This is a genomic window from Nostoc sp. FACHB-190 (assembly GCF_014696905.1).
Lineage (GTDB): Bacteria > Cyanobacteriota > Cyanobacteriia > Cyanobacteriales > Nostocaceae > Nostoc_B.
On sequence record NZ_JACJQW010000021.1, the window covers coordinates 83,366 to 109,299 of the forward strand.

Annotated in this window: 27 protein-coding genes and 1 pseudogene; 12 read left to right on the forward strand and 16 right to left on the reverse strand. The window is 39.2% G+C overall.

What is annotated here, in order from left to right:
* Nucleotides 1–9: 9 nt before the first annotated feature.
* From H6G28_RS21440 to H6G28_RS21460, 5 genes and pseudogenes are all read right to left on the reverse strand, one after another.
* A complete protein-coding gene (locus tag H6G28_RS21440; protein WP_190673964.1) occupies nt 10–1,002 on the reverse strand; it encodes an SMI1/KNR4 family protein in 993 nt (330 codons plus the stop codon).
* 139 nt (nt 1,003–1,141) lie between these two features.
* A pseudogene (locus H6G28_RS36920) lies at nt 1,142–1,243 on the reverse strand (DUF4351 domain-containing protein); the annotation flags it as partial.
* A gap of 57 nt (nt 1,244–1,300) precedes the next feature.
* Nucleotides 1,301–2,578, reverse strand: a complete 1,278-nt coding sequence (locus H6G28_RS21450; RefSeq protein WP_190673966.1) for a photosystem II assembly protein — start codon at nt 2,576–2,578, stop codon at nt 1,301–1,303.
* Nucleotides 2,571–3,491: an SPL family radical SAM protein gene (locus tag H6G28_RS21455; RefSeq protein WP_190673969.1), complete on the reverse strand. Its 921-nt coding sequence runs from the start codon at nt 3,489–3,491 to the stop codon at nt 2,571–2,573. Before H6G28_RS21455 ends, H6G28_RS21450 begins: the two co-directional genes overlap by 8 nt.
* A gap of 660 nt (nt 3,492–4,151) precedes the next feature.
* Nucleotides 4,152–4,439, reverse strand: coding sequence for a hypothetical protein (locus H6G28_RS21460; RefSeq protein WP_190592684.1), 288 nt, complete (start codon nt 4,437–4,439; stop codon nt 4,152–4,154).
* Between the two features lie 479 nt (nt 4,440–4,918).
* Between H6G28_RS21460 and bcp the strand changes: the two genes are divergently transcribed.
* Nucleotides 4,919–5,398, forward strand: a complete 480-nt coding sequence (bcp, locus tag H6G28_RS21465; RefSeq protein ID WP_190592683.1) for a thioredoxin-dependent thiol peroxidase — start codon at nt 4,919–4,921, stop codon at nt 5,396–5,398.
* A gap of 4 nt (nt 5,399–5,402) precedes the next feature.
* The gene (locus tag H6G28_RS21470) at nt 5,403–6,218 is read left to right on the forward strand and encodes an EndoU domain-containing protein (RefSeq protein ID WP_190673972.1); all 816 of its coding nucleotides are present in this window, start codon (nt 5,403–5,405) and stop codon (nt 6,216–6,218) included.
* A gap of 107 nt (nt 6,219–6,325) precedes the next feature.
* Here H6G28_RS21470 and H6G28_RS21475 read toward each other — a convergent pair whose 3' ends face one another.
* A complete protein-coding gene (locus H6G28_RS21475) occupies nt 6,326–7,762 on the reverse strand; it encodes a DUF4335 domain-containing protein (protein ID WP_190592681.1) in 1,437 nt (478 codons plus the stop codon).
* A complete protein-coding gene (locus H6G28_RS21480) occupies nt 7,759–8,385 on the reverse strand; it encodes a DUF3038 domain-containing protein (RefSeq protein ID WP_190592680.1) in 627 nt (208 codons plus the stop codon). Before H6G28_RS21480 ends, H6G28_RS21475 begins: the two co-directional genes overlap by 4 nt.
* Nucleotides 8,386–8,815: 430 nt before the next feature.
* Here H6G28_RS21480 and H6G28_RS21485 point away from each other — a divergent pair, with 430 nt between their 5' ends.
* Genes H6G28_RS21485 through H6G28_RS21495 form a run of 4 tightly spaced genes read left to right on the forward strand, consistent with a single transcriptional unit; the run spans nt 8,816 to nt 10,868 of the window.
* Entirely contained in the window at nt 8,816–9,334 is a 519-nt protein-coding gene (locus H6G28_RS21485; RefSeq protein WP_190592679.1) for an adenine phosphoribosyltransferase, read from the forward strand.
* Nucleotides 9,324–9,458, forward strand: coding sequence for a hypothetical protein (locus tag H6G28_RS37415; protein WP_277877276.1), 135 nt, complete (start codon nt 9,324–9,326; stop codon nt 9,456–9,458). The genes H6G28_RS21485 and H6G28_RS37415 overlap by 11 nt, the downstream gene beginning before the upstream one ends.
* A 52-nt stretch (nt 9,459–9,510) precedes the next feature.
* Nucleotides 9,511–10,551 (forward strand): ABC transporter permease, encoded by a 1,041-nt coding sequence (locus tag H6G28_RS21490; protein ID WP_190592678.1) that lies wholly within the window; start codon nt 9,511–9,513, stop codon nt 10,549–10,551.
* A 35-nt stretch (nt 10,552–10,586) separates the two neighbouring features.
* The gene (locus H6G28_RS21495) at nt 10,587–10,868 is read left to right on the forward strand and encodes a hypothetical protein (protein WP_190673975.1); all 282 of its coding nucleotides are present in this window, start codon (nt 10,587–10,589) and stop codon (nt 10,866–10,868) included.
* 96 nt (nt 10,869–10,964) lie between these two features.
* Here the strand turns inward: H6G28_RS21495 and lspA are convergent, their stop codons facing one another.
* The 3 genes from lspA to cruF all read right to left on the reverse strand — a co-directional run bounded on the left by lspA (nt 10,965) and on the right by cruF (nt 13,233).
* On the reverse strand, nt 10,965–11,438 hold the full coding sequence (gene lspA, locus H6G28_RS21500) for a signal peptidase II (protein WP_190592675.1): 474 nt from the start codon (nt 11,436–11,438) through the stop codon (nt 10,965–10,967).
* An 80-nt stretch (nt 11,439–11,518) separates the two neighbouring features.
* On the reverse strand, nt 11,519–12,073 hold the full coding sequence (locus H6G28_RS21505) for a biotin transporter BioY (protein ID WP_190674054.1): 555 nt from the start codon (nt 12,071–12,073) through the stop codon (nt 11,519–11,521).
* A 251-nt stretch (nt 12,074–12,324) separates the two neighbouring features.
* The gene (gene cruF, locus H6G28_RS21510) at nt 12,325–13,233 is read right to left on the reverse strand and encodes a gamma-carotene 1'-hydroxylase CruF (RefSeq protein WP_190673977.1); all 909 of its coding nucleotides are present in this window, start codon (nt 13,231–13,233) and stop codon (nt 12,325–12,327) included.
* Between the two features lie 523 nt (nt 13,234–13,756).
* Between cruF and H6G28_RS21515 the strand changes: the two genes are divergently transcribed.
* Nucleotides 13,757–14,203, forward strand: a complete 447-nt coding sequence (locus H6G28_RS21515) for a hypothetical protein (protein WP_190592672.1) — start codon at nt 13,757–13,759, stop codon at nt 14,201–14,203.
* Nucleotides 14,204–14,398: 195 nt separating this feature from the next.
* On the opposite strand, the gene rpmA is transcribed toward H6G28_RS21515, so the two are convergent.
* The 3 genes from rpmA to H6G28_RS21530 all read right to left on the reverse strand — a co-directional run bounded on the left by rpmA (nt 14,399) and on the right by H6G28_RS21530 (nt 17,058).
* Nucleotides 14,399–14,680 carry a 50S ribosomal protein L27 gene (gene rpmA / locus H6G28_RS21520; protein ID WP_190592671.1) on the reverse strand — a complete coding sequence of 94 codons (282 nt, stop codon included), beginning with the start codon at nt 14,678–14,680 and terminating at the stop codon, nt 14,399–14,401.
* Nucleotides 14,681–14,704: 24 nt separating this feature from the next.
* The gene (rplU, locus tag H6G28_RS21525) at nt 14,705–15,094 is read right to left on the reverse strand and encodes a 50S ribosomal protein L21 (protein ID WP_190592670.1); all 390 of its coding nucleotides are present in this window, start codon (nt 15,092–15,094) and stop codon (nt 14,705–14,707) included.
* Between the two features lie 593 nt (nt 15,095–15,687).
* Nucleotides 15,688–17,058 carry an ABC transporter substrate-binding protein gene (locus H6G28_RS21530; protein WP_190673980.1) on the reverse strand — a complete coding sequence of 457 codons (1,371 nt, stop codon included), beginning with the start codon at nt 17,056–17,058 and terminating at the stop codon, nt 15,688–15,690.
* A gap of 129 nt (nt 17,059–17,187) precedes the next feature.
* Here H6G28_RS21530 and H6G28_RS21535 point away from each other — a divergent pair, with 129 nt between their 5' ends.
* Nucleotides 17,188–17,946 carry a YebC/PmpR family DNA-binding transcriptional regulator gene (locus H6G28_RS21535; protein WP_190592668.1) on the forward strand — a complete coding sequence of 253 codons (759 nt, stop codon included), beginning with the start codon at nt 17,188–17,190 and terminating at the stop codon, nt 17,944–17,946.
* A 521-nt stretch (nt 17,947–18,467) separates the two neighbouring features.
* Nucleotides 18,468–18,752 (forward strand): hypothetical protein, encoded by a 285-nt coding sequence (locus tag H6G28_RS21540; RefSeq protein WP_190592667.1) that lies wholly within the window; start codon nt 18,468–18,470, stop codon nt 18,750–18,752.
* 145 nt (nt 18,753–18,897) lie between these two features.
* Here the strand turns inward: H6G28_RS21540 and H6G28_RS21545 are convergent, their stop codons facing one another.
* The 3 genes from H6G28_RS21545 to H6G28_RS21555 form a co-directional block, all read right to left on the reverse strand.
* Nucleotides 18,898–20,091 carry a catalase family protein gene (locus H6G28_RS21545; protein ID WP_190592666.1) on the reverse strand — a complete coding sequence of 398 codons (1,194 nt, stop codon included), beginning with the start codon at nt 20,089–20,091 and terminating at the stop codon, nt 18,898–18,900.
* A 240-nt stretch (nt 20,092–20,331) separates the two neighbouring features.
* Nucleotides 20,332–21,969 carry a peroxidase family protein gene (locus H6G28_RS21550; RefSeq protein WP_190592665.1) on the reverse strand — a complete coding sequence of 546 codons (1,638 nt, stop codon included), beginning with the start codon at nt 21,967–21,969 and terminating at the stop codon, nt 20,332–20,334.
* A gap of 54 nt (nt 21,970–22,023) precedes the next feature.
* Nucleotides 22,024–23,034, reverse strand: a complete 1,011-nt coding sequence (locus H6G28_RS21555) for a T6SS phospholipase effector Tle1-like catalytic domain-containing protein (protein ID WP_190673983.1) — start codon at nt 23,032–23,034, stop codon at nt 22,024–22,026.
* A 369-nt stretch (nt 23,035–23,403) separates the two neighbouring features.
* On the opposite strand from H6G28_RS21555, the gene H6G28_RS21560 reads away from it, so the two are divergent.
* From H6G28_RS21560 to H6G28_RS21570, 3 genes are all read left to right on the forward strand, one after another.
* Nucleotides 23,404–24,672, forward strand: coding sequence for an FAD-dependent hydroxylase (locus H6G28_RS21560; protein WP_190592663.1), 1,269 nt, complete (start codon nt 23,404–23,406; stop codon nt 24,670–24,672).
* Nucleotides 24,673–24,752: 80 nt separating this feature from the next.
* A complete protein-coding gene (locus H6G28_RS21565; RefSeq protein ID WP_190673985.1) occupies nt 24,753–25,211 on the forward strand; it encodes an endonuclease domain-containing protein in 459 nt (152 codons plus the stop codon).
* A 174-nt stretch (nt 25,212–25,385) separates the two neighbouring features.
* Nucleotides 25,386–25,853 carry a MarR family winged helix-turn-helix transcriptional regulator gene (locus tag H6G28_RS21570; RefSeq protein WP_190592657.1) on the forward strand — a complete coding sequence of 156 codons (468 nt, stop codon included), beginning with the start codon at nt 25,386–25,388 and terminating at the stop codon, nt 25,851–25,853.
* Nucleotides 25,854–25,934 lie beyond the last annotated feature (81 nt).

Below are 25,934 nucleotides of genomic sequence, written 5' to 3' on the forward strand. Positions count from 1 at the left end.
CTGCACCGATTATTTTTTTATCTTGTCATGTGAAGTAAGCATAATTGCGAAGAAATTAATAATAGGCAAAATCAATAATGTGAAAATTAAAGTAAAGATAAGAAGAGTGCGATCGCGTGGTTTATCTGGATGAATAATCTCCTGTTTTAAAATACCATTTACGTATCTTTTCTCTATTTTAGTCATTACACATTTATATTGATACTCAACTTCAAATCTTTCATCTTTTACATAATCATTCAACCAATATTCATCACAACGATAACTATAAAAACCCCCAACTTCATAACTTGATATTTTATGTTCAATAACTCTGCCCTGAAAATAACAAGTTGATTCTTTTATATTACCTTTATTGCCCATAACACTAGTTTCTAAGATTTGATTATCCGGGCGATACTTCGTTATTACCTGAGAACCATCAGGAACATGAATCACCTCAAATCTAGCTTCGCCGATATAGTATAATTCTGGTTCATACTTGTGCAAGATAGAATTTTCCAAAATAGCATATTTTTGAAAATCACTACTTTCATCTATATAATAAGCACCAGTTTCATAACATTCAGCTATACACTGCATCATGTTAGTTAAACTGCTATACCGTATCTCATCCCTTAAAGTGTAATTGAGTATTGGTGAGTTTTTTGTAATTTCTTCAGCACCAACAATAGCAAAACCATCATTTTCAAATTCAAATATAGGAAACCAGCCAAAAGGCAATATAAACCCATAATTGTCTGATACTATATTCCGTACTTCCAGAGCTTCTTCTAATGGCAGAAATCTGTAATCATAGAAAAAACTACTATCTTCATCAATCATGCCATTATGCCATTGATAAAGTTCATAAACTTCTCTGGTTAAGCGAAATGGTAAATCTTTGACTTTCTCTTCAATCTCCCCATAAGAAAGCCCAGATTGTAGAGCAGATGCGTATAATGGTTTATGCTGATGTAACCAATTGAAAATTCTATCTAAAGCATCTGTTAACTCTGACATAAAAAGTAAACACTTGTAGCAAAATTAGCTTTAAGTGTAACTTTACTTTCTACTCTGTGTCCTCTGAGCCTCTGCGGTTACAATAAAAAATAGCCACCTTCAAAAAGTGGCTGCTTTTATATATTGATGAAGCATAATTTTGCTGATTCAACCAAACTTCCAAATCAGCCACTTCCGAAAAATCTAATAACGCCTCTCCTAATTCTTCCAATTGTTCAGCAGATAAACTACTAACTCTCTCGCTGTAAAATAATTGACGTATCAAATATTTTAAACTAAAAATCAGCCAAAACACTATTTATTTTTTGGCTAATATTACATAATCATCTAACGTATAGTGTGATTCATAATTTTGATTACAATACTTTTTAAGCAACTGATTCATGTATATTTGTTTGGGTAAATTATCTTTAGCAAATTTGCCAAATTCAGAATTAGCAAGAGGTTTTCTTAAACTTGTTGAAGTTAAATATTTATACCATACTAAATGTAAACCGAGTTCTTCTATAAATTTAGAAACTATGTTTATCTCTTTTTCTTTATCTTCAGTTTGATCAGCATTATAAGCTTTGAATAATTTTTTATCTTGGATAATTAGAAGTACATAACCTTGATTATTTAGACTATTAGCAAAGATTTCTTTATATATATTATTAGATTGGATTCTTTTAGAGCTATCTGTAAAGAAGCAATGAGAAATTACTATAAAATCAAAAAATTTTTTAGGTATATTACTTGATTTAACATCCCAGGCAAAGATATCAGTAGTAACAAACCGAAAGAAGTTATTTACAGGTGTTTTACGAGACTCTATATATTTACGCCAAAACTGAAGCCCTCGATACTGAAAAGCATCTTGTTTTTCTAAAGAATAGTAAGATACGTGCATTTGAGGAATATCAACAAAGCTGCTACAACTTTGGAGAAATAAAGCTAATCCATAAGCTGTAGTTCCCGGCCCAGCAGCAATATCAAGTATATTAAATTTAGTTGGAAGTAACCCATTTTGGTAAATAAGCGACCAAGCTAAATAAAGACAGTAGACATTTTCTAAAAAATATTTCATAAAGTAGACATGAGGAGTCAGACTAAAACGGTAATCTGGCTCTTGTCCAACTTTTAAGCTGCTAATATCCTCCACAGCATCTTCTAACTTAATCAGTAATTTTTGTTCAGGAATTTTATTCAATTCTTCCTGGATATATTCTACAAGTCTAGCCTCAAAATCTTCAAATATACCCTCATCAATTCCAGTAGCTTGCAGTTTATAGTCATCATGTTGTATTAGTTTAAAACTTGTGGATAAATACTTAATGAATTCGGGATTGGGATGTAAAAATAAATTTAATTTTGATTTCTCTACTATTTGTTTGCGTAAATTTGTGATTTCACGTTTATGTTCTTCTAAATCTCGTTCAAATTGAATTTTTTCTCTAAATATTTTTTCTAAGGTAGAAAATTTGGCTCCTGATTTTTGAATTTTTTGTAAAATTTGCAAAGCACTTCGGTTGTCGCCACGATGCAATGCTAATTTAAACTGCTGACTTCTCCACCAATTAATAATCAATTTATTCATAACCAAAACCGTCCTTACCTTCTTTTATTTCCACACCTGGAAGTTGAGACAATAACTTTTGTTTAAATCTCTGATAACTCAATTGTTCAGAATCATACCACCAAGAATACCGTTGTTTAATATTTTCAGCTTCTTGACGGGTTCCCGCTACAAGAGAACGATGATTATTAGGATGAAAATCTTGGATGACAACTCTATCTGCAATAGCTAATTTCTGAATAAACGCATCTTCATCAGTTGTGAGTGTTGGAAGTAGAGGCGTAATAGTAATAGAAAATTTAGGAATAAATCCTTTAAAACTATCAATACCTTGTTTGATTTTAACGATAGCGTTTAGTCTCGCTTTAATACTAGGAGAACGAGGTTCAAAATCTCTTCGCACAGCTTCACTACCCGTAGGAATACTCATATTAATTCGCAAATGCTGGAACCTTTGTAAATAATCAATATCTCTAGTAATAATTGGACTGCGAGTTTGGATTACTAAAGTCGGACGATATTCCAACATTACTTCTAATAAACTACGGGTTAACTGATGTTTAGATTCCAGTGGTTGATAAGGATCTGTCACACTACTCATGTAAATTTTAGGTGGTTGATGTGGATGTTTGTTATACCAGCTTTCTAATTCTTTTTCTAAAACTTTTACAGCATTTTCTTTAAAAATTACCCATTTACCCCAATCTTGGCGCATTTTAGTATTAGGGCTGAACGCAGCAGCATAGCAATAGCTACAACCATACTGACAACCACGATAAGGATTCAGAGTAAAATCATAAGCAGCAATAAAACCAGTTGCTTTTGTTAAAAGGGATTTAGCATTCTGGGCGTAAACATTAGTATCGCCAAACTTTTCACGCACGAACTTTTTAGGAGTTTCATCGCCATAACCTTCATAGAGGGATTTTGCCATATTTCAATATGTTATTAAATTGAATAAAAGAAAATCTAAAAAGACCATTAAATATATTTGAACATCACCAGAACTCATGAAAATGTTTATTTTTAAATCAACAATACTATTTATTTTATCTAAAAACTCTTGCTTTTAATTACGCCAAACTTTCATAGGTATTTCTTGATATTTCTGCCGAATATATTCTTCTTCTTCATAAGTACATTTCGAGTAAATCCCTAAAGTATAACATTCTGCCTCTGCAAGTATCATATTAGTTAACGTTGGATATATTATGTAAGGATCATCGCCAATTTCCTCAAAATCAACTCTTATTACTGGTGTTTTATCTTCTTGGTTTTCGTGAATAAGAACAACATAATAACCTCGACATCAAGTTCTTTTAAAATTGGGAACCAGAGAGAATTCCAATTTTGTTTAATAATCAAATTACACTCATCAGTGTCTTCATTTATTGTTGTCATTTCATAATATGTTGCCAATGATGTTTCTAATGAGAGAAACACATCATTTTCAAAAAAGCGTCCATATACTTCTTCCTCTATCCATGCACCATTCCCCCATTGATATAGTTCATAAACCTATAATTCTTAATGCTATTTGAATGTTTTGTTTTAGTGATGCTGAAACAATATTAGTATCTAATAAATAACCCATCTATCCTCGTTTTACAGCTTCATCAAAAAGTTGCATTTGCTCTGGTGTAAAATCATTGAGCATTCCTGAAACTAAATGTAAAGATAAAATACTTTTTACCCGTTTTGTTAATTCTTCTTCAGAAATACTATTAATATCTGGAACAGAGCTTGGGTCAAAAGTACGATTAATTAGTTCAATCATTTCTCGTTTATCTAAGTTTTCTTGATAAATAGGATTATTATCAATTAATATTGTGACAATTTCGGTTAATTTCTGAAAGTTAGATTGATAATTAATCAAAGTCATATTGAAAAACCCTCAAAATAAGGCAATTAAATTCTATGTTAGCAGCTAGAATTTAACTGAAAATATAGAAATTGACAAAAAACAGATGCTTCCTTTGTGGAGGCGGCTTGCCGCAGGCTACGCAGATGGATGCAGATAAATTTGTACCTCAGCAGACTGGTAAATGCTATATGTGACTAAAGAGTATTAGTAATCGAAGTCACCACCGCCCATACCAGCACCAGCAGCAGTAGAAGCAGCGCCTTACAAACCTTTGCCGGACGCATGATTTTTGCCAAACCCCAGGCTTCAGCATTGGCGTGAGGGAAATGTCTGGTGCAATTACAATTCAATTATGCACAAGTAATGCGATCGCTGTAGCAACCATTTTTTATGAAGTAAGTAAATTGCAATCAATATGTAAGTCAATCTACATTAAATATAATTGCAAAAAAATTCATAACAGGCATAATCAATAACGTGAAGATTTTAGTCATACCATGAGCAACATTCCCCAAGCTGGACAACCTGCCCCTATTTTTACTACACCAGACCAAAATGATAATTTAGTCAGCTTAGATGATTTTAGTGGTCAATGGGTTGTCCTTTATTTTTATCCTAAAGATGACACCCCTGGTTGCACCACAGAAGCCCAAGACTTTACCCAATTAAATTCAGAATTTAGCAAATTGGGAGCTAAAATTATCGGCGTTAGCCCAGATTCTATTAAATCTCATTGTAAGTTTATCAACAAACATAACTTGTCAATTACCTTGTTGAGTGACCCAGAACACCAATTAGCAGATTCTTATGGTGCGTGGCGATTAAAAAAGTTTATGGGTAAAGAATATATGGGAATTGTGCGCTCAACTTTCCTCATTTCCCCAGATAAAATCATTGCTTATGCTTGGCCGAATGTCAAAGCTAAAGGTCATGCTCAAGCTGTACTCAATAAATTATCAGAATTAGCAAATCATTAAATATATGAAACCACCACGCCTGATAATTAGTAAATTAACTTTACTGGCAATAACTTGCATATTCGGAGTGCAAAATTCTGCCCTGTCCCAGTCTCCAACTCCCGCACTTTTGCCATTTTTTGATGATATTAATAACCCAGTTCCAGTTGGATTTCCCAGAGGACAGCAGTTAGATATTTCGCCAAAACCGCCTATACTCAATGCTTTTGATGGTTCGGTTCTGAAAACTTGTGGTGCGATTGGTACAAGAGTCCAACCCAATCAGTTTAAACAATTACTATTATCTTATCCCAATGTATTGCGAAAAATTCAACAAGCTAGTGGTGGCGAAATCCGTTCTGGTCGCCGCAGTCAAAACCAATTTCTTGAAGATTTAACTAATGTTTGGTTTAAGAATAAAGGATTTGAACATATTTTTTGTGGTGAAATCTATAACGCCAATGATATTGGTGGGTTACATTTTGCTGGCAGATATTTGCAACTCCAAAACTCAGGTATGGCTGGCAGATTACCCAATAATCAAAGGCGGGAAGAAGTTGTTCCAGGTGTTATCTATACCTTGGGAGTAGTGATTAAACAAAATAACAGAACCGTTACAGATGTAATTAAGGGCTATAGTTATCTCAGCAATGCCGAAGAAATGTTAATTGATGCCACTAGAGCATTTAAATTACAAGGAAATCAAGAAGGGGCTTGTATTTATAATGTTCGTGACTCAGAAACAGGTACAACCTTTCCTACTGTTTTTGTCAGAAAAAACAAAGCAATTGTGACTTTTTATCCTGATGCTACTCCCCAAGGGACAAAATGTAGAAATTGATCCCTAGTTGCAGTCAAAGATAGTAATTTAGGGTGAGAGTAGGGAGTAGGGAGTGGGATATTCGTTCCACCCAACCTACATTCATTTTTTCTATCAACTCTCACCTATCACTGATACCCCTTCCAAGGAGTAACTTCCAGTTTGCCATTAGGATTAAACACTACTTGGAAATGAGCCAGAGGTTCTTGGTTGTTTGGTGCTGCGCCATTGGAACCATAAACAGATTGAAACATATTTGGCAATGGTGTTTCACGGAAATGATCAAAGGCAACTTGATTTAATGGTTCATAATCAGTGATGATGCCATCTTTATTGATGGCGACTCGATAGCGTAAATCTTTGGTGTAGCTGGGAGTACCTTTCCAATTTTGGCGAATTGTGTTGTATAGCTTTTCGTTTAATTCTTTAACGGTGTTAGCATCTGTAATTTTCTGCCCTACTACCTGTGGTGTACCAGCATAACCGCGCCAAGGACTAACTTCTAACACCCCTTTGCTAGTAAACACTACTTTAAATTGGGCTATGGGTTCATTATTAATTGCCGAACGTTTTGCCGGGTTGTAAAGCAGTTTAGGTAATGGAGTGAAATTAACGCCTTCATTTGACCCTTGATTTACTGCCTTATAACCAACGATCGCACCATCACCAGCTACACCAACACGATAGACTAAATCTTCCTTGACTGTCGAGCGATCGCTCCAAGCCGGGTCAATTTGATTCCACACCTGACGATTTAAAGCCCTTAGTTGAGATGGGTCAGTAATTTCGGCTGTTGTATTTAATAAGGCTTCTAAATCGGTGGTTGGGGGTGCGGTGGCGGCTGTAGTTGGAGTGGCGCTGGGTGTCGCTGTCGGTGTGGCGCTGGCTACGGGAGTTGTTGCTGCGGTGGGGGTAGGAACAGCAGTTGTCGTTGGTGTGGGAGTGGCGCTGCTTTGGGTTTCTGGTGTGCGGACTTGGGGGGGTGGAATCAAACTAAAAGCAACCGCCGCAACAGCTACACTCGCAACTCCAATACTGGCTGGTAGTGCTTGCTTGACGACAAGTTCACTAGCACCACTGTAGCGTCGGGGTATTGGTTGTAATTCTAGGGCTAACTCCGGTAGGGTTTGGGTATCGGCAAAAAATTGATCTACTGCTTCTACTAAATCAAACAACTGCACCGTATTCATATCAATTTGAATCGGTGATTTATTTGCCTGAGAACCCAAAGCTTCAGTACTGCTTTCAGAATGTACAATTAGCCGATGACGGTTATGGTCAATTTTTTGCAGTTCTACTAATTCTGAGTCTTGGTTATGGGCTTGGGGGTTGGGGATATTGCTTAAAAATTCTTGTCCATAAGCACTCACAGCCCTCACCAAACTTTCAAAAAATTCTCGACCTCCCACTAGAGGCTGCTTATAACCAGATATATAGCATTCTACATTGACCAATATCGATAATTCTGGGCGGAGTTCTTGTAAATGTGCTGCCCTGGAAGCATCGCTTAAACCCTCTAAAAGCAACGTACAGTTAGGTAAACTGTATTTCCGTTGAATGTTCATTCCACTTCCCCATCAAAAAGACTAATCCAGAATCGCTGCATTCCGGCCGTACCAGTACAAAATAGAAGTTTTTCTAACAAATTAATGGCTAACTCATCTAATTTTTCATCAGATGTTAATGCTAGTACCCCAGAGCGCCGCGCATTCATTCTGCTTTTAAAATGCACTCGAAAGCGTTCTAGGTAATTAGATAAACGCAAGTTTTGTTCCAGGGGGATTTGTTTTTCATTCATTTGCTGATATATCATCAGCATCTGACGGATGACCACGGTTAACCGCCGTGCAATGTAGCAAGCAATAACTACTAAAGCCTTGGCTTCTATAATTGTTAAGGGTCTGCGGATATTAGCGCGGCGCATGGGGTTAGAGCTACGCATCCGCCATAAATTTACCCGATTTTTAATAATATCTTTTAAATCCAACTCTTCTGCAAAGGCCAAAATTGCTTCGGAACCACCGAGTTCTAAAGCTTCAATGGCCAATAAGATGAGGTCGATTTGTAGCCGAGTTCTGGGCGGACATCCTTGTCCTGCGATCGCCGGATCTGGTAACGTATCCAGAATCATAGGCGTTGATGCAGGTGCGGGACTGTTGAACGGCGTTAAGCTCGCGGAGACATTCATTCTATAAATTACCTTGTGCGCTTCCAACAGACTAGATACACTAGTACAACTAAATTTAAGATAAGTAGCCAAAAAATAACATTAAACCTGTGGCAGTAGCCATAATACCTGACGTATACATGACTTAACTTGTTCTACTCCAAAGCTCTCATATACTTAAATTTCCCTTTTTACAGCATCAGTTTACCTTCTTGTATTGAGTACCATTCCATAATTTAAGCTTGGTGTAGATTCTCACTATCGTCAATGGATGATGATACTAGAGCCTCAAATCTAGCGTATGACATTATAGTGTACGATTTTTCTGGGAATGGGAATTGGCAAGAGAAAAGTCTCAAGTATGAACTTTAAAGTCTGAAATTTCAGGTTTTAGCCTTGATTCATGACCAATCCTACTCCCCACTCTCTACTCCCTATTCCCTAACTGTTTATGGACTTAAAATCTCTAATTCGTGAAATTCCCGATTATCCCAAGCCCGGTATTTTATTTCGAGATATTACTACTTTACTGCGCGATCGCGACGGATTGCGATACACTATTGACTTTTTCACAGAAAAATGCAATGAAGCGGGATTTCAAGCAGATTATGTGATTGGGATGGAGTCACGGGGATTTATTTTTGGCGCTCCCCTAGCTTATAAATTAGGGGCTGGGTTTATTCCCGTCCGCAAAAAAGGCAAGTTACCCGCCGCCGTTCACTCCATTGAATATGAACTAGAGTACGGTACTGACTGTTTGGAAATGCACCAAGACGCGTTGCATCCAGGGAGCCGCGTTTTAATTGTGGATGATTTAATTGCTACAGGTGGTACAGCCAGTGCAACAGCCAAGTTAGTTCAAAAGCTTGAGTGTGAACTCGTAGGTTTTGGGTTTATTATCGAGCTACGGGATTTACAAGGGCGGAATAATCTCCCCAATTTGCCGATTATCTCGTTAATTGAATATTAGTCAATGGTCATTAGGAGCCAGTGCTTTGGGGAGACAGCGCGATGGGCGGGTTTCCCGACTTAAAGCGACTGTCGTCGGCTTCGCCGACTCCCTCACTGGCGTTCATTGGTCATTAGTCATTTGACTAATGGCAAAGAACAAAGGACAGAGGACAGAGGACAGAGGACAAAATAAAAATGACAGCTACAAAAATTTCCTTGGAGACCAGTCGAGATTGGCTAATTCGGCTAATTACGAGTGAAACTTTTATTTATGTGATGAAACGGGTATTACAAGCGTTGTTTACCTTACTTTTGGCATCGGCGCTGTCGTTTTTCATCATCAAATTGTCTCCAGGAGATTATGTAGATACTCTGCGACAAAATCCCAAAATTTCCCCAGAACGAATTGAGGAAATTAGAAGACAGTTTGGGTTAGATAAGTCTTGGCCTGAGCAATATTTCTTGTGGTTGTGGCGGATATTTACGAGAGGGGATTTTGGTACAAGTTTTGTCTATCAGCGTTCTGTAGCTTCGCTGTTGTGGGAACGTGTACCGGCAACCTTATTATTAGCGATCGCTTCTTTAATTGTGACATGGGCGATCGCTATTCCTCTCGGCATTGTTGCAGCTGTGAAGCAAAATCGCCCAACAGACCGCATCTTACAAGTCATTAGTTATGCCGGACAAGGCTTTCCCAGCTTTATCACGGCACTATTTTTATTAATCTTTGCCCAATTTACCTCGCCTTTATTTCCCGTCGGTAGTATGACCAGCATTAATCATGCTGATTTATCCTGGTTTGGTAAAATTGTTGATATCGGCTGGCACATGATTTTACCCACAATTGCCTTGAGTGTTACCAGTTTTGCTGGTTTGCAACGCATTACCCGTGGGGAATTGTTAGATGTTCTCCGTCAAGATTATATTCAAACAGCCCGCGCCAAAGGATTGCCAGAAAATCGCGTCATTTACGTTCATGCACTCCGTAACGCTATTAACCCCCTAATTACTTTGCTGGGTTTTGAGTTAGCCAGTTTATTAGGCGGTGCATTCATCGCGGAACAGTTCTTTAACTGGCCTGGTTTAGGGAGATTAACCTTACAGGCGGTTATCGCTAAAGACCAATACTTAGTTATGGCGAGTTTGGTGATGAGTGCGGTGCTATTGAATGTCGGTAACTTACTCGCAGATTTAATGTTAAAAGCAGCCGATCCTCGAATTAAGTTAGATGCTTAAATAATTTAGTCAATGGTCATTCGTCCTTTGTCATTATGCTTTCCGACGTTTATTATCTAGTGCGTTCCAAAACAGATGGTCGTTATTTAACAGCACGTCCCAACTCGGAAGAGTTAGGTTACATATTACTGTTTCGAGAAAGTTTTGATGCTTTAAGCTATCTCAATACTCATGCAGCAGAGGTAGCAAACCGCTTTGCTGTAGAGTCTCTCCCTGGAAGCCAACTCAGCAGCTTGCTCAAACGCTGGGGTTTTCTTGGAGTAGCGATTGTTACTGACCCCCTGTTACCCAAAGTAGAATTTTTACAGCATGGTTGAGTAGAGTCATTGGTCATTTGTCATTCGTCATTGGTTAATGGTCAATAACACCAAGCTCTCCCCTACTCCCCTGCGGTCTTTTGCTAGAAATTAAAATCACCTTCTCCGGGGGGGAGTGGGTGTTTTTTGAAACGAGGCTATCAGTAAACAAACAATACCTATACTGATAAAAGAATCGGCAATATTAAATACAGCAAAATTAATCAACCGTAAATCTAGAAAATCTACTACATAGCCTAAAACAAAGCGATCGATACCATTACCCATCGCCCCGCCTAAAATTAAACCATAACCCAACTGATCCCAACGACTGAGCATTGAGCCGAACAAACCCAAGGCGATTAATACTAAACTGACTCCTAAAGATAACCAGCGTAACCACTCCACCTTGCCACTGAATAGGCTAAAAGCTGCGCCAGTGTTAGTCACATAAGTAAAGTGAAATACCCCTGGGATGAGTGGTAATGTATCTCCTAATTTAAAGGTTTGGACAACCCAATATTTAGTCAGTTGATCTAAGAAAAAAGCGATAAAGGCAGCAATCCAAAACAGGCGATTTTTTAAATTCATAGTGAGTTAATTCAGCGTCATTAGTCATTGGTCATTAGTCATTAGCTTTTGACAAAGGACAAATGACAATGGACTAATAACTAATAAAACATTAAATGGCGTAATAAATAAGCGATTGAGGTAACAGCACAAACTACAGCTAATTGTCCTGGTACTGTAAACCAAGAGTATTTCAGAATTGCTTGGATTAAGGAGAGATTTTCTGTACCTTGCCACTGAAAAAAGTAACTCATGGTCAAATAAGTAATACCGCACAAGTGAATGGTTAACAAGCCACAAATACAACTAAATGCCAAAGATTCTAGTTTTGGCCTGGCTTGAAACGCCAAAAATCCACAAATCCACGCTCCAGGAATAAAGCCTAAAAGATAGCCAAACTGGGACAGTCTGACATAACCTAGACCTCCACCTTCGGAGAATACAGGCAATAAAGTTAATCCCATAACTAAGTACGCAATTTGTGAGAGCGCCCCAGCATTCTGCCCTCCCAAACAACCTACTAGTAAGACGGCACCAATTTGAAAGCTAACACCTAAAGAAAAGGTTTGAATTCCATGTTGAGTCCAACTCCAAGGCCAGGTGATACTATATGCTTCCAAAAATGTGCCACCCATTGTTAGGAGTAAGCCAATCATAGACCATAATAATTGAACGGTTCCCACAATATCTGTACTTTCAGCTATGAATCTCTTAAATATGCTCAAAGACGGTAATTTTTAGGTTTTAAGTAAATTAACTAGAATATGTTTATCCTCAAGAACTATGCTTAATCAGTTTTAGATCCCCGATTTCTTGAGGAAGTCGGGGATCTAGTTGTTCGTCAATGATTGAGGATGGGGTAATGAGAGGAATTTCCCCTTTATCCCCGCCTGTTGCCAAGTGTTTACTACTTCAAAGCAACTTCGATGCTGGCTACAGAAACTTCTTTAGTTGCTGGTTCAAGGGTAACTTGATTATTTGCTGCGGATGCTTTCCACCACAAGATAATCGCGGGGGTAACACCTAAAACTAAACCCAGCAATACGGGAATAGAGAAACCAGCAGCCAAGCTCATCATGGTAGCAAAACCAAAGTTACTTAAGTAGACTACTAAAGGTAGATTTAGTTGCGATCGCTCAAATTTAATTGGCTGATTTTTCCACAACAATGCTGCTACTGTCATGAATACTGCACCAGTACCTAACCAACCAGCAAAGTTTTGATAAGGCATTCCAAAGAAAGCGCCTGGTTGTTGCCAATACCAGAAGGGTAGGGTAGTTTGACTCATGGCTGGGTCTAGCACAAAATCCCAGGAGGTTAGCAGCAAAGAACCCAAGCCAATTGCGCTAATATGCCGCCACAAGCTTGGTTTTGTATCTACTTCTAAGCCAGCACGAGCTAACAAGTAAGATACACAGCCTAAATAAAACCACGATAAGGGAATTGTAAAGGGAACTAAACCAGCAATTTTATATCCCAAGCCGCTTAAATATTGATAGTGACCAAAAGGAAAGCCTGTACTGGTTCCTAATAATTCACTAGTTAAAGAAATTAATACAGCAGGCAGCAGAAATGCCACAGCACGACCCACACCCAATGTCCGCGAGGCATACAACAATACGGCTGCTGCACCCAAAATCATATAAACTACACCACCACCAGCCATACTCCACTGCATGGCAGTCTGTCCAAATTCAGACAAGTTCAAAATGAGTTCGGCATTGGGTACAACCAATAATATCCCTACCAACCCAAACACCATTGACACAATATGACCGATGAGGCTTACACGCTCAACGACAACAAGTTGTTTCATGACAATTCCTTAATCAGATGTGATACTTTGCTACTCTGCTGCTAACAGTTTACAAATGTTTACGAAAATATTTAACTAGTTTGTACCGTAATTATTGGGAAATTTAGAGAATTTGCGGACGGACTATTGATTACGTTTGGCAAAAATAGGATGATAAACATATAGTCTAAGTCATTCTCGTCGAAATATACTCAAACTAACCCAGCTTTCTGGAAGAAAGCGATCGCCTTTACTACCGCCAGCATCACAACTCCTACAACTATGGTCATGTCGGCTAAAAGACACATGAGCAACACCGCAGGAGATTAGAGTCAAGGCTTTTGCGCTTTACCCACTGATGCACCCATATCAAAACCAAGTAGTTGATTATGATACATCAGAAATCAGAATATGGTTTCTATCTAGCTTTAATGACTCAACCTGTATAGTTTACTGACTGGTAATCTGCTGCATCAGTTGAAGTTTTTAGTCATGGAAAATTTATTTAAAGTATCACTTTACTTATTCATCATGAGAGCAACTTATGTCTATTTTCAAAAACCTTCCCTGGACATCACTATTATTAGTACTGATTAGTTATAGTACCCTGGGCTGGGTGTTATCAGAAGCACACATGCCTTTGTCTCTTTGGATAGTCATCGTAGTTGGGATATTAGTTTTACTATCAAGTTTAGCTATTCCCTTTTTAGCAATGGCTAATTACTCTAGTGTATTTTTTGAGTCGAGTATCAAAACTTTTTTTATTGCCGTGTTTGGGGCATTTTTATTTTTCCTGATGGTTGCTTGGTTTCGCCTCTTTCTCGATACCTTACTGATTATTGCGGCGGCAATTTTAGCAAAAATTGATTTTTACACAGCCGGATTTAATGGTAGATCAGCCTTTTTAATTACATCCTTATTTTCATTAGTAGGTATAGCTTGCGGTGCAATTCTCCACGAAGAATTTGCTATATACACATCTATGCGTTAAAGGAGGCAGAAGGCAGGAGGTTTTTATTCAGCTATAGGATTCAGACTCCTCCTGAATAATAGCCACCAAATTAAAAATTTGGTGCGGTGTATAACCTCCTAACTCCTGCCTTCATTGATAAATAAATGAGGGTGGAAGTGACCAACCCTCATTTGTTATCAACCATTCTGGCTAATTAATCACATAACCAAGCGTCTAGCTGGCTACGGCTTCAGTGGGTGCAGCAACTGGATAAATGCTGACTTTCTTGCGAGATTTGCCTTTTCTTTCAAAGGTGACAACGCCATCAATTAAGGCAAACAAAGTGTCATCGCTACCGATACCTACATTGTTACCGGGGTGAAATTTTGTGCCACGTTGACGTACAAGAATATTACCTGCACGTACAACTTGACCACCAAAGCGTTTGACACCTAGACGCTGGGCATTAGAATCACGGCCGTTGCGTGTACTACCTGTTCCTTTCTTATGAGCCATAATTTCCTTGTTATGCTTATTTTTCTATGATTCAGCAGTGGTTTCCGCAGAGGAATCATCAGCTACAGCCGCCGCTTCCGATGCTGTAAATACCTGACCATCGAGAGTAATGGAGTTAATCAACAGTCTGGTAATTTCTTGGCGATGACCACGTTTTTTGCGGGTTTTCTTCTTCGGCTTCATTTTGTAGACTATGACTTTGCGTCCTCGGAAATGGCGCAATACAGTTCCTTCTACAGTTGCCCCAGATACTAGAGGCTGACCGATGCTGAGTCCACCGTCATGTTGTACTAGTAGTACAGAATTTATTGTAACTTTTTCGTCTGGTTGGGCAGTTAGCAGTTCAATGTCGTAAAAACGACCAGGCTCAACTTTAAGTTGTTTACCACCAGTTTCAATAATCGCGTAGGTCATTAAATTGTCCTTGGAGTTGCCGTACAGGTAGCTAACAAAAATCTCTTGTAGAGAAGGCGATATATCAAAACTTGATGAATCGCTGTGGTTAGCCTTTGTGGTGTGTCTACCTGATCCGAGCAGGAATAAGACAGACAATCTAAAATCATAATTTATTTATAGGAATAACGTCAATATAAATATGCACAGAGGTTGTCTGTGGACAATTGGGTAAGGGTGCAGAGGACTCATATAGGAATATGGTTTGATTCCTGAATCTAATTGTGTAGGTAGGGAGTAGGGAATGGGGAGTAGGGAGTAGGAAAGAAGCCTGATCTGGGTGTACTGATTTTTTTCCCAAATCAAATATGAGTCCTACATTTAATTTGGATAAAAATCACAGTACACCCAAAAAATACTCTTTCCGACTCCCCTACTCCCTACTTCCCCCTCCCAGCCGAGTCAGTTGAGTAAATTTACAGATTATTTTTTTAGAATTTGCGTAAAGTTGGTGAATATGGCTGAAGTTAATAGTGACACAGAACAGCACCAACAAAATCTGAGCGGAAGATGTCACTGCTCAGATTTTTCCCTTGATTATGGTGATTTTGGAGTTATTTAAAGATTAAATCTAGCCGTTGCTGACTAGTTTGGAGTGCTTCTGTTGGCGAAAGTTTACCCAGTAACACAGCTTCTACTGCCCGTCCGATACTATCGGAAATGCGATTGTAACCAGGAAAAATCGGGCGACTCCGGCCATACTCTGCCTGTGCTAAAAAGACTTGTAATTGTGGTATTTTATCGATAAATTCTTGATATTTGGCGCTTTGGCGGGATTTTAAGTTAATTGGTAAATAACCTGTTCCGAGGGCTAATTCTGTTTGAAAATCAGCACTCATGGCATATTCCGCAAATTTGAAGGTTGCTTTTTGGCGTTCTGGCGTGGTTTTGAATAAGAAGAGGTTTTCACCGCCAATATTTGTAGCGGGTTTTTGGTTCACTGGCAGGGGAAATACACCAAAATCAACGTTAGTATCTTGAAATTGACCTAAATTCCAAGGGCCATTGATTTGCATTGCGACTTTACCCGATAACAAGGGGTCTGTTTCATAACCTCGTTCTGGGGCAGATAACATTGTGGAACCGTCTGTAATTAAGTTACGCCAAAATTGTAAAGCTGCGATCGCTCCTGCATTTTCGGTTAATCTCACACCTGCGGGATTTTGGGCATCACCAGTCACCAACTCACCGCCACTACTCCACATAAATGGCAACCAACTAAAAACTGTAAATTCACCTTTACCCAAGGGCAGAAACATTCCATACTGGTCTATTTGCCCATCATTGTTAAAATCACGGGTTAATTTTTGGGCAACTTGGCGAAATTCTTGCCAATTGCGCGGAAGTTCTTTAATTCCTGCCGCTTTGAATAAACTTGGACGGTAAAAAATGCCCAGGTTATTGGTAGCAAAGGGAACTGACCATAACTGGCCTTTGTATTCCATTGCCCCATATAAGGTTGGGTCAATTTCGTTTTTGACTGGGGAATTGGCTAACATCTCATCTACAGGAATTAGCGCCCCTAGTTCCACCAATTGTCCAGCAATAGTTGGGTTGTACCACAATAAATCCGGTGGGGCATTGCCAACAACAGCAGCCAAAATTTTTGGTGCTTGCTGATCCTGTTGCCCAATGTATAATGATTCGACTTGAATATCTTTATGGGTTTGGTTAAATTTATCTACCAACTTTTGTAAGACATCTCGATTTGGTGGTGGATTCACCCCATGCCATAAAGTAATATGAGTAATTTTGCCTGCTTCTACTCTAGAACGCAGAGTTTGACATCCACTTAAAGCAACTATGCCGATGAGCAGTAATAACAGTGATTGCTGAAAATATTGCAGCAATTTCTTTTTTCTGCGCCTAAATGTGCGACTAGTACGCAAAAATCGTGCCAAAATTCGTTGGAGAAGATGAATCATTAATTTAACAGGGAATAGCAACTCTTGAAGAATGAAAGTTAAATTTCTATACTTCAGACTTCAGACTTCACACTTCATACTTCACTTGTATATCCTAATCTTTGGAGATAGCGGAAATAGTTACAAGTTATGGCAGGTCATAGTAAATGGGCTAATATTAAGCGCCAAAAGGCTGTAGTGGATGCTAAAAGAGGAAAAACTTTCACGCAGTTATCGCGGGCTATTATTGTGGCGGCGAGAAATGGTGTACCAGACCCGGCGGGGAATTTTCAACTACGTACAGCGATTGAAAAGGCGAAGGCGGCGGGTATCCCCAATGATAATATTGAACGAGCGATCGCTAAAGGTGCAGGTACATTTAACGGTGATAACCATAGCCTGGAAGAAATTCGCTACGAAGGTTACGGCCCCGGTGGTGTGGCAATTTTAGTTGAAGCCTTGACTGATAATCGCAATCGCACGGCGGCTGATTTACGGGTGGCTTTTAGTAAAAACGGCGGTAATTTGGGTGAGACTGGTTGCGTTAGCTGGATGTTTGACCAAAAAGGCGTGTGTGTTGTCCAGGGTGTGGTTGATGAAGACCAGCTTTTAGAAGCATCTTTAGAAGGCGGCGCTGAGTCTTATGAAATGACCGAAGATGAAACGGCGGAAGTATTCACCGAGGTTGCTAATTTAGAAATTCTCAACAAAACCCTGAAAGACAAAGGCTTTAAAGTCACTGATGCCGAATTGCGCTGGATTCCCAGTAATAATGTAGAAGTTACAGATTCTGATCAGGCGCGATCGCTCCTCAAATTAATTGATACTCTAGAAAGCTTAGATGATGTGCAGAATGTCACATCTAATTTTGATATGTCAGAACAGTTATTGGCTGTGAGCGTTGTTTAAGCATCTAGAAACCAGGTGGTAAACAGTTGGTCATTTTTGCCCAATTTGACACAGAAAATTTATATGCAGAACAAAATAATGACACACTGCTTTGCGATAGTTTTGTTTGTAAGTTACTGATGAGATGTCCATTCTCGCTAAGTAATTAGCTTCAAGGTTACTCCGGCTTTAGTCTTCTCAACTTCCAAGATGTTTATTTGTTTTCATCTGCATTTTAGAGGAGACTAATCAGCCATTTCTCTAAATAAAATTTTCCAGGAGGCTACAGTATTAACTCTAAAATCTAACCTTTTGTCCAAATCCTAGATTCTTCAACAGATAAATTTCAAATTTATTTTCCTAATTTGTTTTTTATACTATGTTGCCCTGTAGCATATAGTAACTGCTGTGAAAAACGGCAGTTTTTTTATACTGATCAAATTTCTCAAATTCACACAAAATCCATATCAAAAACAAGCAAATGACATAAGTAACTGGCATATTTAAATCATCAACTCATCGAGCAGAAATTAGGAAATACGATGAAAAACCTCATCAAAGTTTTAGTCTTAGCTTTGGCAGTTTCTTCACCTCTGGCTGTGATTACACCTGCTGTTCATGCGGAAACTACATCTACTACTAAAACAGCACCTTTAGCTAAAATAGATACTAGTAAAACTCATCACAAAGCAGCTATCACTAAGAGCAAGAGTCAGGTAAAATCAGGCAAACATACAAAACACTTAAAGCATCACAAGCATCACAAGCACACTGCTACAAATTTAACTAATAAATCTAATACTGCTGCTAACAAGGCTCACAAATAACAGTTCTACATAGATTTATATCTTCTCAATTTTCTGGATAAATAATTAATCAGGGTGAAACTCGCTGTTATCTGTAGATAACAGCGAGATTTTTTTGTAATTACTAGTTTTACTAGTTTTACTAGTTTTACTAGTTTTACTAGTTTTAAACTTTTGTCTCGCTGGTCGGTTCTTGATATTTGACTCCCCGTTTTGTATGACGGGAATTAGCCACAATCGGATACACAACAGAACGTAAGCGATTAATTGCACCAACAGGACGATGAACAGCTAAACCATTTCCTGGCGAAAATCGGAGATTTTCACCAAAGTCATTTTCTAGGGGAGAATTGACTTTTTGATGTTTAACCGTTAGACGACCAATTGTAAAAAAGGGTGATTCTTCTTCACTCCAAATAATGGTGGAATCATCAACAGACATTTCTGGTTTAGTTTGAAATTGAATTTGGAAATCCCAAGTATATTCTGCATCTGGCTTGGCTAAAGCTTGCATAATATCTTCTCGGTAATAGTTATCCTCTGCACCAGAAGTTTTAACACGTTGAAGCTCGCTTTCTGGTCTTGACTCTAGAGGTAGGGGTTGATGAGGTGCTTGACTAGAAACTGGAACAAACCCATATTTAATGACTGCTGGGTATTCTACAGGAACTCGACCTACTTGGGATGGATCAAAATCTGATTTGAGTCCCACAGCATAAGCTGAAGCACTCCAATAGCGTTCTGTGAGTAAACTTTTAGGAAACCGTTTGAAACTGGTTTGTAAAAGAGTGGCTTCGTAGGGATGTAACTTGAGCCAAATTAGCACCAACAACCTAAAAAGTGGAAACAACCCGGCTCGATAAATTGTCAAAAAGAAGCTGTAGAAGTCTTTAATAGTTCTTACAAAAAAGACATCATGATTATGAACAATAATGTCATGGGTGTGTAACTCATGACTGTGGGGTATTCGTTCTCCTTCTACACCTATAATTTTAACTGCCATCGAGCGTGTATCGCCTTCATAATCATTTTTGACTGAAAATGCTCCACTGGCAAATCTTAACCACACCGGATATTGTTTTGCTTGAGCAAATAAACCTTGTTTGAGGGAAATTCCGTGAATTTCAGCTTCAGTTAATGCAGTGCGTTGACGCAATTCTTGTTTAATCGCTGCTTCATCAAAGTCAAAAATTTCTAAAGTACCTTGAACAGCCGCGTGGGTTTTAGAGTGAGTGTCTCGCTTGGCGATTTTCTGCTTTTCACCTTTGTACAGATTATCCATATTCTTTTTGACTAGCTCACTCATCAAAGCACAGTATTTAGCTTCTTCTTGTTCTGGATATTCAGTAAATAGTTTCATTTTGCAGTTGCTAGATAAGTAGAAGAATTAAATTAAAACGTAAGAATTCAGCACCGAGGAGTCAGAATTCAGAATTTAGAACTATCTGTAGGATTAGCAAATTAATTCATCAAATATTTTTCCTTATTCTTTAAACCTTCTGACTCCTGAATACTTACATTAAAACATGAGAGTTTTAGATCCCCGACTTCTTTGAGAAGTCGGGGATCTGTTTGTCTCTATCAATCAAACTCAAATGGGCTATGCTTTGTGCAGGTCAAAAGTAACTTTATACTTTTTACCTGATGACGGAACGTTGCGATTTACTAAATCTGAGACGGTGTTGGTAGTTTGATAGATTTCCCAACCGATAGGCGAAAGCGTATCTTTATTGAAGATTTTCGGTGATAGTAAAGGATTGGTCAGAGCTTGGGAAAAAGCATCAATCCCAATTAACCTTGCGACTAACGGAGGAATCGTAGAATTTTGTCGCACATCTTCTGAGTAGAGTCCTACAAAGAATTCAATATTATCAACATGACCATAGAATTCTTTGAGTTTTTGTTGAGTAAATTCATCACCAGTAATTTGATCAAAGCTGGTGACTCTGGGGAAACCACACAATTCTCGGTAATCGTTGTAGCTGGCTAATTGTAGTTCTCTGCCGAGTCTGATGGAAGGTAATTCAGCTAATTCAACTAAGATATCAGGCGTGTTGAATAAACCAATTCTTGTCCCTGCTTGCGAACAAGTTTCTTCCATTAATGAGCCTAAACCCTGGTCAATTAATATTTTATTGTTCCAGAGAGTTTCGACAACATGAGTTGGTTTACCATTACAAACAAATTTTTCAGGAATTGCACTATGCCAACGATAAACAAAGTCAAATTCAATGGCCATGTGATTGGTACGATACCAACTTTCTTTAGTAAAAGCTTCTGGATCAGCAAATAGCTTAAAGTGATAAGGAGTAATGTGGTTAATGTACTCTTCCATAATAATTTTGAGAATAATTGCCATAAGAATATTTCTGGCGGTTTGGAAGAGACGTTCATCATCCCAATCAGGATAATTCTTGGATAAGACATCACACAGACGATTGTGTTCGCGCAGACAAAGAACATTCAGCATGACATAGCCAATTTGGACATTGGCTCGTTCTACTCCCATCGCAAACATATATTGTTTTTTATCGGCTGGCTGTCTTTTTTCATCATTGATGGGTTCATAAAGACCAGCAAATTGAGAGTCTACTATACCTTGTGCTGGGTCAGAATAATAAAATAGGGGGTATTCTTCTTCTACTCCGTCTTGGCGTTTGAGTTTTTGAGTTTTAAATTTACCACCTTCAAAGCTTCTTAAAAGATGTGTTTGTTTTCTGGTTAAACCATAAACATTACACAAGTCAATTTCATGGTTGGATGTATTTTTTAATTTGTTGTGATGATCGATGCGGAGGAAGCTATCGGTAAACCACTGTACCCAATAGGGAAACAGCATAGTTGATTTGCTAGAGTAAATGGTTTGACCGTCTCGTTTGCGGAATAAAATAGCTAGGTCTTCAACTTTGGGAAGATTTTCCGGCGTGTTGAGTTTGGGATCTGGTGGTAAGTGTCTACCTGTATAGGTGCGATCGTTGAGTGATTCCCAGGAAGTATAAGTATCAGTTTTTTTCGCTCTGTCTGTATCAGGAATATGCTTATCTAGTGTCATCGTACTGTAGGGATTGGGGCGAGTGGGAATTTTGTAGATGAGACTATTGAGCAATGCTTTATTTACTTTCCGTTTGATAGATTCATTACTTTGAAGTAATCCCCAAATCCCTTTAAAATGGGTTAAAACAAATGTTTGAATTTTGTTGTTTAAACCATCTCTGGATGTGTCTCTTTTACCAGCCATAATACTTACCTCTGTATTGATTACAAGTAAAAACAAAAATGCCTAAATTGGAATTTAGTCTAATAGTTTGGCAATAATCTTTTGTAAATTTTTGGGGCGATAGTCTTGGCGAACTTTTAAACGGTTGATTGTGCTGTCGTGTAGTTCTTCAATTGCGTCGCCGACATCCCGCAGCTTGATTCCTGCCAATTTAAAGAATCCAGGGTCATTCTTAAATTCGCATTTATAATTGGGGTTGATCCCTGTGGGAATGACGTTTGGATCAAATTCGAGTCCCAGTCCTAAATCACCAACGGAATCAATCATCCACTGTAAGGCTGCATCAGATAAGCCGCTATGTTCTTCAGTTCCACCACCAACGCAACCATGTTCACCAGGAAACCATTTTTGAATTACCCGTTGCTTTTCGGCTTCAGGGTGGGGTTTCATGGGGGTGACATCAAAGATTTCCCGAATTTCATCGATCGCCATTGCGTGCAGTGCATTTTGGATATCTTTGTTTAAAGTGGTGTCGTGGAATCTGTAACGCTGATTCAGTTGGTCGTGAACTTTTTTGAAGGCGGCTAACCCAGGAATCCCCAGCGCCCCAACGGTGTCAAAACAACCAATTAAGGTGATCGGAACGCGATCGCCATATTTGTTCCGATAATCTACAGCTTCTTTATCTTTGGGCTTGACATTGCGTTTCCGATAAAGTTCGTACGCTTCATGGGCTTTGGTGATATGTGGTCGGTCTAGCAAACCTGAACAATAAATCATTCCCGCTAGACTTCTGACTGTATAAGCACCACGACTAAAGCCAAACAAATAAATTTCATCACCAGGAACATAGTTCAGCACCAGAAATCGATAGCAATCTTCGATATTTCTATCAATTCCTAATCCTGTTGCTCCACCTAAAATCTTTTGATTTTCAGTACCAATTCCCTCATCATAAAATACAATCTGCGGAACTCCGTCATTTGCAGTTGGTTTCACTGATTGAGCCAGTTTCACAACATTGCTGGGGTAGGCATTTGTTAACTGTTGCCAAGTTCCATCACAACAAATTACAAGACGTTTCATTATTCTGTTTTCAGGTCATAAAGTAGTTTTAGCCCAGCCAAAAAATGTCAAACTTCAACTCATAATTTATAAGTTAAATTAAGACTTTTTGCGTATGGTAATTATGTTTTTTTAGTAACCAAAATTACCATAAGCTAGACTACAAATACTTTATTAATCCAGCAAGTATTTGTACAATAAATTTACTTTCCCTCTCCTTGAAGCGGACAGTTAAGACAGTTAAGACATTTAAGCCAAGTAAATTAGTTAGAAAAATTCATGAATTACTGAGTTATTTTGATGGCAGGATTGAGAGTTTAGGTTTTAACTTGCTCTATTGGGGGCGATCGCGTAAGAATAATAGTTAGGATTGCTTAATTTCTCTTAACAATGGCGCTAACGCAGTTTACTCAAACTATTTCCCCCCAGCAACCCGCAACAGACAAACGGGGGTATGACTATGATTTGGTGATTGTCGGCGGTGGAATTGTTGGGTTAACCCTAGCCGCAGCTTTGAAAGATTCTGGTTTGAATATCTTGCTAATTGAGGCGAAGGTAACATCAGCATCTGTAGCCAAAGGCCAAGCTTATGCAGTGCATCTGCTATCGGCGCTGATTTACCAAGGTATTGGCATTTGGGATAAAATCTTACCCCACATCGCCAAATATCGTCATGTGCGGCTTTCGGATGCTGACTATCCTGATGTGGTGGAATTTGACGCGGCAGATATTGGGAGAAGTTCGCCAGAGTTGGGTTACGTGGCTGAACACCAAGCTTTGTTACAGCCATTGCAAGAATTTGTCCAGAAATGTCCGAATGTGAATTACCTTTGTCCGGCTGAGGTGGTGAATACACAGCATCAGCAGGATATAGTGGCAATCGATATCAAGATTTCTGAGCAGACATACACAGTCCGCAGTAAATTATTGGTGGCGGCGGATGGATCGCGATCGCCGATTCGCCAAGCGGCGGGAATCAAAACTCATGGCTGGAAATATTGGCAGTCTTGTATAGTGGCTTTTGTCAAACCAGAAAAACCCCACAACGATACTGCTTACGAAAGATTTTGGCCGAGTGGCCCCTTTGCAATTTTACCTCTGCCGGGGAACCGTTGCCGCATTGTCTGGACAGCCCCCCACGAAGAAGCGAAGGCTTTGTGTGCTTTGGATGATGAGCAATTTTTGGCAGAACTGAGCCGCCGCTACGGTGATCACATGGGTAAATTGGAGTTACTTGGCGATCGCTTTGTCTTCCAAGTCCAACTGATGCAAAGCGATCGCTACGTCCTCCCCCGTTTGGCATTAATTGGCGATGCAGCCCACAACTGTCACCCCGTCGGCGGACAAGGCTTAAACCTCGGTATCCGCGATGCAGCCGCCCTCGCCCAAATTATCCAAACAGCCCACAAAAAAGGCGAAGATATCGGTAAAATTCAAGTCCTCAAACGCTATGAACGCTGGCGGAAACTGGAAAACCTGACAATTTTAGGGTTCACCGATTTGTTAGATAGAATGTTTTCTAACCAAATCCTACCTTTGGTAGCGGTGCGGCGTTTGGGTTTATGGTTGATGCAGCGCGTTCCAGTGTTAAAGGTATTCGCGCTTAAATTGATGATTGGCTTAAAGGGGCGGACTCCGCAATTAGCACAACGGTTTTAACAATCCAGTCTATAACTTGATTTTGGGAATGCGATCGGACTGGAAATAATAGATGAAATATTCATTAGCCAACAGCGCAAATGACCCAATATCAAAACTCCAAGCCAAAACCTCTCAAAAACTCTAATTCTCCCTCCTCGCTTGCGGGGAGGGGGTTAGGGGGTGGGGTTCCAGGCCAAGTTTGGCAAACCACACCTCAACTTTGGGAAAAACTCAAACCCTTGGCGCGACAGATGCGGTGTGAACCAACTCCAGCAGAAAAGCGACTTTGGGAGAAGTTGAGACACAAGCAACTTTTAGGGTTCAAGTTCCGCCGTCAGCAAACAATTGACCGTTTTATCGTCGATTTTTACTGTAGTGAAGCGCGGTTAGTGGTGGAAGTGGATGGCGAAATTCACGATTACACCCAAGTGGAAGATACGATACGTCAAGAGTTTTTGGAGAGTTTAGAGTTACAGGTTGTGCGATTTAGAAATGAGGATGTGATGGAGAGGATAGAGGGGGTGTTAGAGGATATTGCTGCTTGTTTGCAGAGATGAACCCCACCCCCAACCCCCTCCCCGCAGGCGAGGAGGGGGCTAATTGTTATGTGGCTTTTGATGGTGTATGCGATCGCACCTCTTGTGCCAATTTCTTGCTAAATCTATCACCCGCTTGCCAAAATGAGTTATTCTAGTTATGCTAAATATTACGCATACTAAGCATTTTACATAATGGTTACTCAACCTAATAATTCTACTACTTGTGAGTCTTGGCAGCAAGTTTTAGCGCCTTACAATTTGGGTTATCGAATCAAACTACTTTCACAACTGTTGACCCGCAAGTTGACTGACAAACTAGAACCTTTTGGGCTAACACCATTTCATTGGTTGGTGCTGTGTTGTTTGTGGCAAGAAGATGGTTTACCCACATCCAGTATTGGTGAGAAGTTGCAGCAGGTGGGTGGAACTTTAACAGGCGTACTAGACCGGATGGAAGAACGAGGCTTAGTCCGTCGAGAACGAGATGTACACGATCGCCGAATTTGGCGTATCTGGTTGACGGATGCAGGTAAGGAACTAGAAAAAGTATTACCGCCACTAGCCGCAGAATTACGTGAAGAAGCTATGCGTGGTATTTCCACCGATGACCGGGAATACTTTTCTCAATTGCTCAATAAAGCCATTGCTAACCTATCTTAAGGCTGGATGACAATCGCCCATTTGGGTGAAGCTATGTATAAATTTATTTGCGAAAATATTTAGCATCCTAAATAAAAGAAT

What these genes read in the sequence shown, in the direction of transcription:
- H6G28_RS21440 (WP_190673964.1), bottom strand. Translation starts at nt 1,002, where the DNA reads ATGTCAGAGTTAACAGATGCTTTAGATAGAATTTTCAATTGGTTACAT.
- H6G28_RS21450 (WP_190673966.1), bottom strand. Translation starts at nt 2,578, where the DNA reads ATGAATAAATTGATTATTAATTGGTGGAGAAGTCAGCAGTTTAAATTA.
- H6G28_RS21455 (WP_190673969.1), bottom strand. Translation starts at nt 3,491, where the DNA reads ATGGCAAAATCCCTCTATGAAGGTTATGGCGATGAAACTCCTAAAAAG.
- H6G28_RS21460 (WP_190592684.1), bottom strand. Translation starts at nt 4,439, where the DNA reads ATGACTTTGATTAATTATCAATCTAACTTTCAGAAATTAACCGAAATT.
- bcp (WP_190592683.1), top strand. Translation starts at nt 4,919, where the DNA reads ATGAGCAACATTCCCCAAGCTGGACAACCTGCCCCTATTTTTACTACA.
- H6G28_RS21470 (WP_190673972.1), top strand. Translation starts at nt 5,403, where the DNA reads ATGAAACCACCACGCCTGATAATTAGTAAATTAACTTTACTGGCAATA.
- H6G28_RS21475 (WP_190592681.1), bottom strand. Translation starts at nt 7,762, where the DNA reads ATGAACATTCAACGGAAATACAGTTTACCTAACTGTACGTTGCTTTTA.
- H6G28_RS21480 (WP_190592680.1), bottom strand. Translation starts at nt 8,385, where the DNA reads ATGAATGTCTCCGCGAGCTTAACGCCGTTCAACAGTCCCGCACCTGCA.
- H6G28_RS21485 (WP_190592679.1), top strand. Translation starts at nt 8,816, where the DNA reads ATGGACTTAAAATCTCTAATTCGTGAAATTCCCGATTATCCCAAGCCC.
- H6G28_RS21490 (WP_190592678.1), top strand. Translation starts at nt 9,511, where the DNA reads ATGACAGCTACAAAAATTTCCTTGGAGACCAGTCGAGATTGGCTAATT.
- H6G28_RS21495 (WP_190673975.1), top strand. Translation starts at nt 10,587, where the DNA reads ATGCTTTCCGACGTTTATTATCTAGTGCGTTCCAAAACAGATGGTCGT.
- lspA (WP_190592675.1), bottom strand. Translation starts at nt 11,438, where the DNA reads ATGAATTTAAAAAATCGCCTGTTTTGGATTGCTGCCTTTATCGCTTTT.
- H6G28_RS21505 (WP_190674054.1), bottom strand. Translation starts at nt 12,073, where the DNA reads ATGATTGGCTTACTCCTAACAATGGGTGGCACATTTTTGGAAGCATAT.
- cruF (WP_190673977.1), bottom strand. Translation starts at nt 13,233, where the DNA reads ATGAAACAACTTGTTGTCGTTGAGCGTGTAAGCCTCATCGGTCATATT.
- H6G28_RS21515 (WP_190592672.1), top strand. Translation starts at nt 13,757, where the DNA reads ATGTCTATTTTCAAAAACCTTCCCTGGACATCACTATTATTAGTACTG.
- rpmA (WP_190592671.1), bottom strand. Translation starts at nt 14,680, where the DNA reads ATGGCTCATAAGAAAGGAACAGGTAGTACACGCAACGGCCGTGATTCT.
- rplU (WP_190592670.1), bottom strand. Translation starts at nt 15,094, where the DNA reads ATGACCTACGCGATTATTGAAACTGGTGGTAAACAACTTAAAGTTGAG.
- H6G28_RS21530 (WP_190673980.1), bottom strand. Translation starts at nt 17,058, where the DNA reads ATGATTCATCTTCTCCAACGAATTTTGGCACGATTTTTGCGTACTAGT.
- H6G28_RS21535 (WP_190592668.1), top strand. Translation starts at nt 17,188, where the DNA reads ATGGCAGGTCATAGTAAATGGGCTAATATTAAGCGCCAAAAGGCTGTA.
- H6G28_RS21540 (WP_190592667.1), top strand. Translation starts at nt 18,468, where the DNA reads ATGAAAAACCTCATCAAAGTTTTAGTCTTAGCTTTGGCAGTTTCTTCA.
- H6G28_RS21545 (WP_190592666.1), bottom strand. Translation starts at nt 20,091, where the DNA reads ATGAAACTATTTACTGAATATCCAGAACAAGAAGAAGCTAAATACTGT.
- H6G28_RS21550 (WP_190592665.1), bottom strand. Translation starts at nt 21,969, where the DNA reads ATGGCTGGTAAAAGAGACACATCCAGAGATGGTTTAAACAACAAAATT.
- H6G28_RS21555 (WP_190673983.1), bottom strand. Translation starts at nt 23,034, where the DNA reads ATGAAACGTCTTGTAATTTGTTGTGATGGAACTTGGCAACAGTTAACA.
- H6G28_RS21560 (WP_190592663.1), top strand. Translation starts at nt 23,404, where the DNA reads ATGGCGCTAACGCAGTTTACTCAAACTATTTCCCCCCAGCAACCCGCA.
- H6G28_RS21565 (WP_190673985.1), top strand. Translation starts at nt 24,753, where the DNA reads ATGACCCAATATCAAAACTCCAAGCCAAAACCTCTCAAAAACTCTAAT.
- H6G28_RS21570 (WP_190592657.1), top strand. Translation starts at nt 25,386, where the DNA reads ATGGTTACTCAACCTAATAATTCTACTACTTGTGAGTCTTGGCAGCAA.